The 12,552-nt window shown below is 63.6% G+C and carries 11 protein-coding genes; 4 read left to right on the forward strand and 7 right to left on the reverse strand.

Annotation, left to right across the window (positions count from 1 at the left end; genetic code table 11):
- The first annotated feature begins 27 nt into the window (after window positions 1-27).
- Entirely contained in the window at window positions 28-450 is a 423-nt protein-coding gene (locus tag FKV68_RS27090) for a hypothetical protein (protein ID WP_180944008.1), read from the forward strand.
- Window positions 451-551: 101 nt separating this feature from the next.
- On the opposite strand, the gene FKV68_RS27095 is transcribed toward FKV68_RS27090, so the two are convergent.
- From FKV68_RS27095 to FKV68_RS27110, 4 genes are all read right to left on the reverse strand, one after another.
- Window positions 552-2,069: a tripartite tricarboxylate transporter permease gene (locus FKV68_RS27095; protein ID WP_180943601.1), complete on the reverse strand. Its 1,518-nt coding sequence runs from the start codon at window positions 2,067-2,069 to the stop codon at window positions 552-554.
- A gap of 14 nt (window positions 2,070-2,083) precedes the next feature.
- A complete protein-coding gene (locus FKV68_RS27100) occupies window positions 2,084-2,578 on the reverse strand; it encodes a tripartite tricarboxylate transporter TctB family protein (protein ID WP_180943602.1) in 495 nt (164 codons plus the stop codon).
- On the reverse strand, window positions 2,575-3,519 hold the full coding sequence (locus FKV68_RS27105) for a Bug family tripartite tricarboxylate transporter substrate binding protein (RefSeq protein ID WP_180943603.1): 945 nt from the start codon (window positions 3,517-3,519) through the stop codon (window positions 2,575-2,577). Before FKV68_RS27105 ends, FKV68_RS27100 begins: the two co-directional genes overlap by 4 nt.
- A 236-nt stretch (window positions 3,520-3,755) precedes the next feature.
- A complete protein-coding gene (locus FKV68_RS27110; protein WP_180943604.1) occupies window positions 3,756-4,823 on the reverse strand; it encodes an ABC transporter substrate-binding protein in 1,068 nt (355 codons plus the stop codon).
- A 179-nt stretch (window positions 4,824-5,002) separates the two neighbouring features.
- Between FKV68_RS27110 and FKV68_RS27115 the strand changes: the two genes are divergently transcribed.
- Complete coding sequence (locus FKV68_RS27115; RefSeq protein WP_180943605.1) at window positions 5,003-5,680, forward strand: response regulator; 678 nt, start codon at window positions 5,003-5,005, stop codon at window positions 5,678-5,680.
- Complete coding sequence (locus tag FKV68_RS27120) at window positions 5,677-7,056, forward strand: sensor histidine kinase (RefSeq protein ID WP_180943606.1); 1,380 nt, start codon at window positions 5,677-5,679, stop codon at window positions 7,054-7,056. The genes FKV68_RS27115 and FKV68_RS27120 overlap by 4 nt, the downstream gene beginning before the upstream one ends.
- Before the next feature lie 321 nt (window positions 7,057-7,377).
- On the opposite strand, the gene FKV68_RS27125 is transcribed toward FKV68_RS27120, so the two are convergent.
- The 3 genes from FKV68_RS27125 to FKV68_RS27135 form a co-directional block, all read right to left on the reverse strand.
- Complete coding sequence (locus FKV68_RS27125) at window positions 7,378-8,328, reverse strand: substrate-binding domain-containing protein (RefSeq protein ID WP_180943607.1); 951 nt, start codon at window positions 8,326-8,328, stop codon at window positions 7,378-7,380.
- 66 nt (window positions 8,329-8,394) lie between these two features.
- The gene (locus FKV68_RS27130; RefSeq protein ID WP_180943608.1) at window positions 8,395-9,405 is read right to left on the reverse strand and encodes an ABC transporter permease; all 1,011 of its coding nucleotides are present in this window, start codon (window positions 9,403-9,405) and stop codon (window positions 8,395-8,397) included.
- Between the two features lie 78 nt (window positions 9,406-9,483).
- Window positions 9,484-11,010 carry a sugar ABC transporter ATP-binding protein gene (locus tag FKV68_RS27135; RefSeq protein WP_180943609.1) on the reverse strand — a complete coding sequence of 509 codons (1,527 nt, stop codon included), beginning with the start codon at window positions 11,008-11,010 and terminating at the stop codon, window positions 9,484-9,486.
- Between the two features lie 263 nt (window positions 11,011-11,273).
- Between FKV68_RS27135 and FKV68_RS27140 the strand changes: the two genes are divergently transcribed.
- The gene (locus FKV68_RS27140) at window positions 11,274-12,302 is read left to right on the forward strand and encodes a LacI family DNA-binding transcriptional regulator (RefSeq protein WP_180943610.1); all 1,029 of its coding nucleotides are present in this window, start codon (window positions 11,274-11,276) and stop codon (window positions 12,300-12,302) included.
- Window positions 12,303-12,552 lie beyond the last annotated feature (250 nt).

Consider the following 12,552-nt stretch of genomic DNA (forward strand, 5'->3'; position numbering starts at 1 on the left):
TTTCCACGTGCTACCGCGGGGGCAGAATTGAGTTGGGGTCTGGTGCCGAGCGTTAGAGTAACCTCGGCTTCGTCGAGCGAGGCGCTTCGCCCGCCGAACGGTATTTCGGCGGGCTATCCGGCAGTCGGCTGGATAGCCAGGATCTTGGCGTGCCGCACGGCGTTAGCCGCGGCGGATGTCCGGGAAGGTTGCCGGGTCGATGCCGAGGGTACGCAGGTCGCGCGCATTCGGGCGGCGGTGGCCTTCGACGGCGGCGGCAGCAGCATTCGCAGCACCGAGAACGGCGAAGGCGCGGCCAATGAAACCCATGCGGTTCTTGGTGGTGGCAGTCATCTCTTTGCTCGCTTTCGTTTTCTATTCGATGAGCAAAAGATGGGTTCGGGCAGGTGTTTTTGCAATGCACAAAACCTCACGCCAGCCATGCAGCGCAAGCACGCCCGCGAGCGATGAGGCGGGTGGCCCTAAAGCTTTGGGGGAGGACGAAAATTGGAGCGGAAAGAGGGCTGCCCCTCCCTCTTCCCGCTCCGTGAAGCGCCTTGGGAGGCGGAAGGCTAGTCCTCGCTGGCCGCGAGTTGCGCAAGCACCTGGCCGCGCCCGCGAGCTCTCAGGATGAGCGGCACGATGAGGGCCAAGGCGGCGATCACCAGAAGCACTGCCGCGATCGGCGAGGTGAAGAGTACGGTCATGTCGCCTTGGCTGATCGAAAGCGCCCGGCGCAGCTGCTGCTCGGCGAGCGGCCCGAGGATCAGGCCGACGACGACCGGGGCGATCGGATAGCCGAAGACGCGCATGACGTAGCCCAGGAGGCCGAAGGCGAGCAGCATGCCGAGTTCGAACACCGAAGGATTGGCGCCGATCGTGCCAAGCGTCGCGAACAAAAGGATGCCCGCGTAAAGCCAGGGCTTCGGGATGGTCAGGAGCTTCACCCAGAGGCCGATCAGCGGCAGGTTCAGGACCAGCAGCATCAAGTTGGCGATCAGCAGGCTCGCGATCAGTCCCCAGACGAGCTGCGGATTGGTGGCGAACAATAGCGGTCCGGGCTGGAGGCCATATTGCTGGAAGCCAGCCAGCATGATCGCGGCAGTCGCCGTCGTCGGCAGGCCGAGCGTCAGCAGCGGCACGAGCGTGCCGGCGGCCGAGGCGTTGTTGGCCGCTTCCGGCCCGGCCACGCCTTCGATGGCGCCATTGCCGAACTCTTCGGGATGTTTCGTCAGGCGCTTCTCGGCTGCATAGGAGAGAAAGGTGCCGATTTCGGCGCCGCCGGCCGGCATGGCGCCGATCGGGAAGCCGATCACGGTGCCGCGCAGCCACGGCTTCCAGGAGCGCGCCCAGTCCGCAGCATTCATCCAGACGGAGCCCTTCACGGCTTCGACCTTGTCCGGGCCGCGATCGCCCTGGGCGGCGATGTAAAGGGTCTCGCCGATCGCGAACATGGCGACTGCGAGCGTCGTCACCTCGATGCCGTCGAGCAGGTCGGGCACGCCGAAGGAAAGGCGTGCCTGGCCGGTCAATTGGTCGATGCCGATGCAGGCGAGTGTCAGGCCGACAAACAGGGAGGTGAGGCCGCGCAGCGTCGAGTCTCCGAAAGCCGAAGAGACCGTGACGAAGGCAAGCACCATCAGCGCGAAATACTCGCGCGGGCCGAAGACGAGTGCGAGTTTGACGATGTACGGCGCGATGAAAGCGAGCGCGAGTGTCGCGATGAGACCGGCGACGAAGGAGCCGATTGCAGCGGTTGCCAATGCCGGGCCACCGCGTCCGGCGCGCGCCATCTTGTTGCCCTCGAGCGCGGTGACGATTGAGGAGCTTTCACCGGGCGTGTTGAGCAGGATCGACGTTGTCGATCCACCATACATGCCGCCGTAGTAGATGCCGGCAAACATGATCAGCGAGCCGCCCGGATCGAGCTTGTAAGTGACGGGCAGCAGCAGCGCCACGGTCAAGGCCGGGCCGATGCCGGGAAGGACGCCGACGGCGGTGCCGAGCGTGACGCCGATCAGCGCGTAAACAAGATTCATCGGCTGGACCGCAACGAGCAGGCCCTGCAGCAGGAAATCAAAAGTACCCATGGTCGTCGGGTCCCTCAGAAGAATAGGCGTTCAAGCGGCCCTGCGGGCAGCGACAATTGCAGGAGCTTGGCGAAGATCAGCCAGACGATGAAGCTGACCGCGATGCCGACCGGCACGGTGACCCAGAGCATGCGCTTGCCGAAGCCGCGCGCCGTCATGGCAAAGAGAATGCCGGTCCCAATCGAGAAGCCGAGCGTGTTGAGCAGCAGCATCTGGGCGGCGAGACCGCCGACGATCCAGAAGACAGGGCCGAACTCCTGATGCTCTCGCTCGTGACCGAAGTCGCCCCTCGCTGCTTCGACGGCGGTCCAGATCGCGAGGCCGATGAGACAGCAGGCGATCACATAGGGAACCGTGGTGGGGCCGATCTGCGAATAGCCGGCGAGCCCAGCCAGGCGCGAAACGTCCCAGAAGATCAGGCCGGCGATGAGTGCCAGAACGACGGCGATGATGAGCGCCGCCCTGTCAGGGCGGCGCGTCTCGACGGAAGGGTGGTTCCCCTTGTTCATTTGACCAGTCCAATGTCCTTGAGGACGGTTTCGGTTGCCGAAACGTCCTTCGAGAGCTGCGCATTGAAGGCGTCGCCGGCGAGATAGGTGTCCTGCCAGCCCTTCGTCTTCAAGACCTCCTGCCAGCCTGCGGACTTGGCGAGCTTTTCGATGTCGGCGGAGACGGCGGCCTTCTGCTCGTCGGTGAGGCCGGGGGCGGCCGCGACCATGCGCCAGTTTTCAACCACGACGTCGACGCCGGATTCCTTCAGTGTCGGTGCATCGATACTTGGGAGGCGCTCGGCGCTCGATACCGCAAGAAGGCGGAGTGTGCCGGCCTTGACCTGCGATTCGAATTCGCCATAGCCGGAAATGCCTGCGGTCACCTGGCTGCCGAGAATGGCGGCCAGCGCTTCACCACCGCCGGAATAGGCGATGTAGTTGATCTTCGTCGGATCGACGCCAGCAGCCTTGGCGATGAGGCCGACGGCGATGTGGTCGGTGCCGCCGGCAGAGCCGCCAGCCCAGGAAACGGCGCCCGGATCCTTCTTGAGCGCCGCGACGAGATCGGCCATCGACTTGATTTCGGAAGCTGCCGGAACGACGATCGCCTCGTATTCGCCCGTCAGACGCGCGATCGGCGTCACATCCTTGAGGGTCACCGGCGAATTGTTGGTGAGAATGGCGCCCACCATGACGTAGCCGCCGACGAGGAGCGCGTTCGGGTTGCCCTTCTGCTGGCTGGCGAACTGCGCAAGCCCGATAGTGCCGCCGGCGCCGGGAACGTTCTGCACCTGGACATTGCCGGAAATGCCTTCCTGCTGCATGACGGTCTGCAGCGAACGGGCTGTCTGATCCCAGCCGCCGCCGGGGTTGGCCGGCGCGATGATCGTGTAGTCGGCGGCATATGCCGGAAGCGCCAGGGCGCCAGCGAGAATGGATGCCAGGAAGAAGTGTTTCAAGGTCGGTCCTCCGTAGGGCGCGTTTGATCGCGCGTGCGTTGATTATCGTCGCGTACGGGAGAAGCAGGTGGCTGGTTTTTGCGCCAGCCGCTGACCGTGGTGGTGGTTCCTCCCGATGCGCTGCTGATGGCCCGCCTCCACGGATCATCAGCGTTCCCTAAGCCACCATAGAAAGCTGACATTAACCTGACATCAAGTCGGTCTTGCGTAAATGGATTGTTCGGCTTGCAGAAACGTCAGTGGAGCCTGAGCACCTCGTTCCAGCGCGCAATCAGGCGGGCGCGCTTGACCTGGTCGAGATAGACCATCAGTCCCGGGCTGACCGGAACGGGCCGCAATTGCCCGCCGAGCATCTCCTGCATGGTATTGGCCGTATTCTCGCCCGCGACCTCCGGGCTGACGGCCGGGATCTGCAGCTCGCGCGCCATGATGGTCTGGCCTTCCTTCGACATGAAGAATTCGAGATATCGGCGGCCGAGATCGGGGGAGGCGGCCGCCTGCGGCACGAGCCCGATGCGCGACATCACGACGGTATAGTCCTTCGGCAGCACGATCCCGACATCGGGATGGCGCGAGGCCCAGTCGGCGGCATAGGAGCCGAGGATATTGTAGCCAAGAACGAACCGGCCGTCCGCCACCCGTTCGACGATCGCCTGGCTGGTCGAATAGAGTTTGACGCCTGCCGCTCCCATCGCCTGGATGACACTCCAGATGTCGCCGAATTGCTCCTGGTCGCGTGACATGAAGAGGAAGCCGACGCCGGAGCGCTCGATATCGTAGGTACCGATCCGGCCGAAGACGGCGCTGCCCTTGCGCTTGAGATAGTCGACGAATTCCGCGCGTGTTGCAGGCGGCGGCTCGGTCTTGAAGCTTGGCTTGTGATAGACGAAGACGGCCGGCTCAAAGGTCAGCGCATAGGCCGTGTTACGCCAGTTTGCCCAGGCTGGCCAGCGGCCGCTCATCGGCAGATCGCTGCGTTGCGCATAGCCGTCGTTGCTGAGCTTGACCTGCAGGTCCATGGCTGACGAGAAGGCGAAGTCGGCCGTCTTCTCACCGGCATCCGTCTCCTTGACGATCCGGTCATAGATCTCGCCGGTCAGCATGTCTTCGTAACGCACCGCCACGTCCGGATTGGCCTTCTGAAAACCAAGGATCATCGGCCGCGCGAGGGGTTCGTCGAGCGAGGAATAAACGACGAGAACGGGGGCCTTGTCGTCCCCGGAAAGGGCCGGGAAGAACACGGGCGCCGAAAACGCCAGCCCGGGAAGAAAGAGACAGAAAAGCAGGGAGATCAGGTATCGCATAATTCCACAATGCCTTACAGCGTCGCGCGGCTGTTCTAGACACGCAAAAGCCGCCGTAACGGCTTGAAGTGCTGCATGTTTTTCTCCCTAAATCAATTCCGATTTGAGGAATTATGCAGTAGCCGCCTGCCGTTCACAAGCAAGCCTGCGGCCGATAAAGTGATCGGGGGAGAGCGACATTGCGAATCTTGCTCGTTGAAGACAACCAGGCGCTGGCGGAGGGTTTATCCGCCATCCTGCGCGGAAGCGGTTATGCCGTCGATGTCGTTAGCGACGGTGCCTCGGCGCATGCGGTTGCCGCCGCGGAAAGCTTCGATCTGGTGATCCTCGACCTGAACTTGCCGGAAATGGACGGTCTCGACGTGCTGCGGGCCATGCGGGGGCGGCAGAACCGGGCGGCGGTCCTGATCCTGACGGCGCGCGGCTCGCCGGAGGAGCGGGTGAAGGGCCTCGATCTCGGTGCCGACGACTACATGATCAAGCCTTTCGACATCGGCGAGTTCGAGGCGCGGGTGCGGGTTCTTCTTCGCCGCCAGGCAGGATTGCGGGCCTCCGTCGTCAGCTACGGCAATGTCTCGCTGGATCTGACCTCGCGCAGTTTCTCCTCCGCCGGGGCGCCGATCGAAATCCCCGCCCGCGAACTCGGGCTGCTCGAACTTCTGTTCATGCGCGCCGGCAAGGTGGTCGCCAAGGAGGCGATCGTGCAGTCGCTCACCGGTCTCGATGACGATCTCAGCGCCAATGCGATCGAGCAATATGTGAGCCGGCTGCGCAAGCGCCTGGCGCCCTACGGTCTGACGGTGCGCACCGCGCGCGGCATCGGCTATTATCTCGACAAGACGGCCAGCCCCGAATGAAGACGGTGGTCTATTCGCTGCGGCGCAGGCTGCTCGGCTGGCTCCTGATTTCCACCGCCGTGATCGGGGTGCTGGCGCTGACCGATACCTACCGGGAGGCGGTCAAGACGGCGAATGTCGTCTCGGACCGCGTGCTTGCCGGTTCGGCGCTGGCGATTGCCGAGCGCGTCGTCGTCGCCGAGGACGGCTCGCTTCAGGTCGATATTCCCTATGTCGCGCTGGAGATGCTGACGTCCGCAGCGCAGGACCGGGTCTTCTACCGGGTGGACGGGCCGCCTGGCCAGTTCATCACCGGCTATCAGACGCTGCCCTCGCTCGCGAAAGGCCAGGACCAGTCGACGACGTTCGGCGATGCCGTCTTCCGCGGCGAACCCATTCGCATTGCGGCGCTCCGGCGTTCCGCCTCGACGGGTGTCAGCTCCGTTCCATTTGTCGTCACCGTTGCCGAAACGACGATCGCGAGGCGGCAACTGACGCAGACCATCCTTCTGCGCTCCGCCCTGCGCCTCGGCCTGATGATCGCCGGCGCGGCGATGATCGTCTGGATCGCCGTCACCTTTTCGCTGAGACCACTCTATCGGCTTGGCGACGCCATCGCCGAGCGCAGTCCCGATGACCTGCATCCGATCGGCGAGCGCGTGCCGAGCGAGGTTCAGGGGCTCGTCGACACGGTCAACTCGTTCATGGTGCGTCTGCAATCGGCGCTCGACGCGCTGCGCCATTTCACCGGCAACGCCAGTCACCAGTTGCGAACGCCGCTGGCGATCATCCGCACGCAGCTGGCGCTTGCGCAGAGAGCGGGAACGATTGAGGCAACGCGGGCGGCCGCGCGCAAGGCGGATGAAGCAGTCGCGAATGCAGAGCGCATTCTCGCGCAGCTGCTGCTGATGGCGAAGATCGACGCCGCGGGCAAGGATGAGGCGCGCGGTTCGGAACGCATCGAACTCGTCGGGCTTGCGCGTGAGATCACTGCCGAGAATGTGCCGGCGGCCGGCGAGGCCGGAATCGACCTCGGCTTCGCCGGCGACGGCGAACACTGGATCCGCGCCGAGCCGCTGCTCGTCGGCGAGCTTCTGAAGAACCTGATCGGCAACGCGCTCCTCTATGCCGGACGGGGCGCCGAGGTCACGGTGCGCGTCGAAGCGCGCAACGATGCTGTTGTGCTTGAGGTCGAGGACAATGGACCCGGAATCCGACCGGAGCTGCGCGAAGCGGTGCTCAAGCGTTTCCGGCGCGGCGGCGACGAGGCGCCCGGCACCGGGCTCGGCCTGCCGATCGTCGAGGAGATCGCGACGCTTTACGGCGGGACGATGCGCCTGGAGGAGGGCGAGGGTGGGCGAGGTTTGAAGGTGGTGGCGGCGTTTCCGGCGGGGTGATGCGCGTGCTCGCAGGCTGTTGGCCATCCACTCTCCGAACTGGCGAGCGCGACACTCCCCTCTGCCCTGCCAGACATCTCGCCCACAAGGGGGGAGATCAGCCAGCATCGAGGTTTTCGCCGAGGCTGCAGGATGGGTAAACCGAGGCGCCGCCGTTTTGCGCCACCCGGCAGGGCAGAGGGGTGTGTGCCATTATCCGCCTTCGCCCGCCGCTGCAATCCGATGCGATTCCGGCGCGGACCACAAGTAGGCCCCAAACAAAACGACCTGCCCGTGAAATCCCGGGCAGGTCTCCGCTTAGGCTACCGCCGATGCGTCCGATCAGAACGGTGAGTCGGGGAAGTAGAAGTCCTGTGCATTGTCCTTGGTGACCAGCGTCGCGTCGATGGTGTAAACGCCGCGAACCGGAACCTGGCCGTAGAAGTTGGCGGCTGTCATTTCGAGCGCGGTGCCGACCATTGCTGGCGGATAAAGAACGTCGACCGGGATCATCTTGTCGCCGTCCATGACCTTCTTGATCATTTCCTTCGAACCGGCGCCGGCGACGACATACTGGATGTCTGTGCGCTTGGCCTGCTCGATCGCCTGAAGGACGCCGACGGCCATGTCGTCGTCCTGGCACCAGACGACATCGATCTGCGGATACTTGGTCAGGTAGTCCTGCATCACCTTGAAGGCGTCGTCGCGGTTCCAGTTGCCGTACTGGCGGTCGAGGATTTCCACCTTCGAACCGGCGACGCCCTGGTCGAAGCCGTCCTGGCGCTGCTGGTCGATCGGGATCGGCAGGCCGCGAATGACGACCACCTTGGCTTCCGGCGTCGTTGCCTTGATGTATTCGCCGGCGACCTGACCGAGCGCGGGGTTGTTGCCGGCGACATAGAGGTCACGCACGCTGTTGTCGTTGACGGACGGCGCGCGGTCGACGAGCGCCACGAACGTGCCCTTGCCCTTGACTTCCTTGATGGCGTTGACCAGCGGATCGGGATCGGTCGGCAGGATCACCAGCGCGTCGATGCCCTGGGTTTCGAGGTCCTGCACGGCATTGGCCTGGCTGGCCGGATCCGGCGAGGTCTTGACGATGACGTTGAGGCCCGGATGCTGCTCCATGAGCGTTTTCGCGACGCGTTCCGCATGGAACACGACACCGGCGGTCCAGCCATGGTCGGCCGCAGGGATCGAAACGCCGATCGTGACCTTCTTCTCCTCCGCGTGGGCCACGCCCGTCAGGGCCACCATCGCGACGGCAGCAATGCCCATTAATCCCTTTCGCATGTTTTCTTTCCTCCCAATGTGTCAGGGTCTTCGCTGATGTGGCCGGATCGCAAGGATCCGGCATTGTCACGATTTGCGTACCAGCGAGCGCTGGACGAGCATCGCGATGATGATGATCGCACCCTGCATCGCGCCGATCAGGTATTCGCTGATGAAGTTCGACAGGAGCATGATGTTACCGACCAATTCGAGGATGAAGGCGCCGCAGATCGTGCCCCAGACGCGGCCCGCGCCGCCTTTGAGCGCCGTGCCGCCGACGACGACGGCGGTGATGGCCTGCAGCTCCCAGAGAATGCCGGTCGTAGCCGAGGTGGAACCGAGGCGCGGCACATAGAGCAGCACGGCAATCGCCACGCAGAGGCCCTGGATCACGAAAGCGATGGTCCGCACCCGGTTGACGGCGATGCCGGAATAGCGCGCGACGTCGCTGTTGGAGCCGACGGCGACCACGTGCCTGCCATAGCGCGTGCGGTAGAGGATGAACGCGGCGACGGCGGTAACCGCGAGAATGATCGCGATCGGCACGGGAACGCCGAGAATGCTGCCGAAATAGGCGGGGCGATAGAGCTCCTGTATTTCAGGCTCGCGAAGCGTGATCGCGCCGCCCTGGGAAAGCCAGGTGGTGAGGCCGCGATAGATACCCATCGTACCAAGCGTGGCGATGAAGGGCTCGATCCTGCCGACGGTGGTGATCAGCCCGTTGGCGAGGCCGCAAGCAGCACCGGCCGCGACTGCAAAGACGACGGCCGCCGTCAGCATCAGCGTCGGATCAGCGATGACACCGGAATTCATGAACAGAATCATCAGGCTCGCCACGAAGGCGACCATCGAACCGACGGAAAGATCAAGGTCTCCAGCCGAGATGACGAACGTTGCACCGACGGCAATGATGGCGATGAAGGCGCAACGGGTGGCGACGTTGGCGAGATTGTTGAGACCGATGAAGTTGGGATTGACGATCGCACCGACGATCAAAAGCAGTGCGAGCGCGGCAAACGGCGCCACGGCTCTGAGATCGACGTCCCGCCATGTACGGCGATGACTTGTGCTTTGGATGCTTTCCTCGTTCACGCTCATGTCCAGACCAAACCTCCCACCCCGATGCGCGGGGGAATTTCTTATTCGTGCGACTGCCTGTGGCCGGTGGCAGGACCGTCAGGCGGCAGCCATTCTCTTCAGTCCCGCCGCATAGCGCATGATCTCCTGCTCGGTGATCTCGTCGCCTTCGAGCATGCCGACGATCCGTCCCTCGCGCATCACGGCGACGCGGGTGCAAAGCCCGATGACCTCCGGCATTTCCGATGAGACCACGATGATCGAGCGGCCGTCGCGCGCCAGTGCCGAAATGAAGTGATAGATCTGCTGCTTGGTGCCGACGTCGATGCCGCGGGTCGGCTCGTCGATGATGATGATCTCCGGCTCCGTCTCCATCACCTTGGCGAGCAGCAGTTTCTGCTGGTTGCCGCCCGACATGCGTCTGGCCACCACGTTGCCGTCGCGCACCCGAATGTCGAACCGCCGTCGCGCCCTTTCGAGCGCCGTCGCTTCGCTGTTGGGGTCGAGATACCCGAGGCGGGCATGCCGACCGAGCGATTGCAGGGTGAGGTTCGCCGTCATGCCGGAGTTCAGGAGCAGGCCCTTTGCCTTGCGGTCCTTGGTCATATAGGCAAGGCCTTGCCGATTGGCGGCGTGGACGTCGCCCGACGTCACCGCTTCGCCGCGGATCGTCACCTCGCCCGAAAGGCGTGAGCGGAGGCCTGCCACCGCCTCCATCAGTTCGGTTCGTCCCGAGCCGATCATGCCCGAGAAGCCGAGGATCTCGCCTTTGCGCACCTCGAAGCTGGCGTCCTTGACGTAATCGGTGGAGACGGATTCGACGCGCAGGACGATTTCTTCGTCGACGTCCGGCTCTGTCTTGGCAGGGTAGAGGCTCGACATCTCGCGGCCGACCATGAGTTGGGCGATCGACTCCCCATCGAGTATCGCGGTCGGGGCGGTCTTTACCCATTGCCCGTCGCGCAACACGGTCACGCGGTCGGTCAGTTCGAGGACCTCGTCGAGCTTATGGGATACGAAGACGAAGCTCGTGCCCTGCTCGCGCAGCTTGCGCACCTGGCGGAAGAGGAAACTGGTCTCTTCGCGGGAGAGGACGGCCGTCGGTTCGTCCATGAAGACGACCCGCGCGTCGCGACTGATCGCCTTGGCAATCTCCACCATCTGCTTTTCGGCGATCGACAGGCTGCTGATCAGCGCGTTCGCGTCGACGCGACAGCCGAGCAGATCGAGAACCCGACGCGTCTCCGCGCGCATATATTTGCGGTCGAGCACACCGAAGCGCGTCACCTCCCGGCCGAGAAAGAGGCTCTCCGCGACGGTCAGGTGTTCGGCGAGATTGAATTCCTGATGGATGATGACGATGCCCAGTGCCTCGGCGGCCCCGTTCGCAGGCAGCGTCACCGGATTGCCGTCAAGCAGGATTTCGCCGGAGGAAGGCTGCTCGAAACCGGAAAGGATTTTTACGAGCGTGGATTTGCCGGCGCCGTTCTCGCCCATCAGCGCATGGATCTCGCCGGCGCGAAGCTCGAAATTAACGCTGAAGAGCACCTGCACGCCGCTGAACGACTTGCTGATGCGACGTGCCTCCAGCACGACGCTCCCGGCCTCGACCGTTTCCGGATTCATCGATTCCCCCTTGCGGCTCCCATCCGCTTTATGAGTTTATGTAAACCTTTACACACGCCATGTAAAGGTTTACATCATGGCATGCATAGGAATTCTCGGAGCGGTCTTTGACGTCTCCGGAACTGTGTGTAGTGTCCGGCCACCTACAGCGCCGCGCGTCTTATCAGACGCGCAAAGGACGCTGTAGCACTTTGGATGGCTGCATGTTTCCTTAGATCGGCGATTTAAGGAAACATGCAGTCCGAGACGCAAGGCAGAGCGCAGTGTCATCCACGCCCGCAACCATCGAAGACGTCGCCAGGATCGCCGAAGTTTCGATCGCGACGGTATCGCGGGCAATCCACACGCCGGAGAAGGTCGCAAAGTCCACGCGACTGAAGGTCAACCAGGCCATTGCCATTACCGGCTATACGACCAATGCCATGGCGCGCAGCCTCAGGCTCGGCCGGTCCAACATGATTCTGGTCGTTGCCCCGGACATTGGCGACCCCAACTTTTCCAGCATTCTCGTCGGCCTGGAAAACGAAGCGCGGTCGCATGGCTATGGCGTGCTGATCGGACACACCCAGAACGACGCCCAGCGCGCACTCGAATATCTGAAGTTCCTCAACTCCAATCAGGCGGCCGGCCTCATCCTCTTCACCGGCATTCTGCCGTTCGGCCATGAGACGATGACGGCGCGATTGCCGCCAAGCGTCGGGATCTTCGAGCCTGTCTTCAACGGCGGCATCCCCTATGTCGGCATCGATGATATCGAGGGGGCCCGCAAGGTGGTCGACCTCCTGATTGCCGAAGGCCATCGCAAGATCGCCTTTATCGGCGACTCCCGCACGCGGCTCGCCTACAAGAGGCGACGGGAAGGCTACGACGCGGGGCTGGACGCCGCGGGCGTGCCGACGGAGCTTCGGCTCGTCCAGGAGGGCGACGGCACGCTCGAGAGCGGAAGGGCGGCCGTCGAGCGGCTCTTCGTGCGCGACACGCTGCCGACCGCGTTCATGTGCGTCAACGACCAGACGGCGCTCGGCGTGATGATCGGGCTGAAGGCGCGCGGCTATGACATACCGGGTGATTTTTCGGTGACCGGCTTCGACGACGTGCCTCAGGCGACATTCATGACGCCGGCGCTGACCACGATCCGTCAGCCGCGCACGCTGATTGGAAAGCAGGCCATGGCGCTCCTGCTTGGCCTTCTTTCCGACAGGCGCCCCGCCGAGACGGAGATCCTCCTGAGGCCGGATCTGGTGGTTCGCAATTCGGTGACCGCACCGTCGCGGCGATGGGTGGGTAAATAGGCTCCGGCATATCGCAATTGTCGATCGCCACGCTATTTTGCCAAAAGGCCACAGCGTTGCCTTTGAGTCAGCCCGACCTAACCGCCGTGCGCCGTCAACACGCCGGAAATCGAGCGCTGCAGTTAAGTTCGGGAACGTCTCTTCTCGGTCGTTCGGGCCGAAGCTCACGACAATGCAAGTCGGTCCATCGCGGACCTCTAGCTGATAGAGAGCCTTAAGCTGCGGGACGTGCAGTTTAGCGTCACCTGTG

The sequence above is a fragment of the Sinorhizobium mexicanum genome (genome assembly GCF_013488225.1).
In the GTDB taxonomy this organism is placed as follows: domain Bacteria; phylum Pseudomonadota; class Alphaproteobacteria; order Rhizobiales; family Rhizobiaceae; genus Sinorhizobium; species Sinorhizobium mexicanum.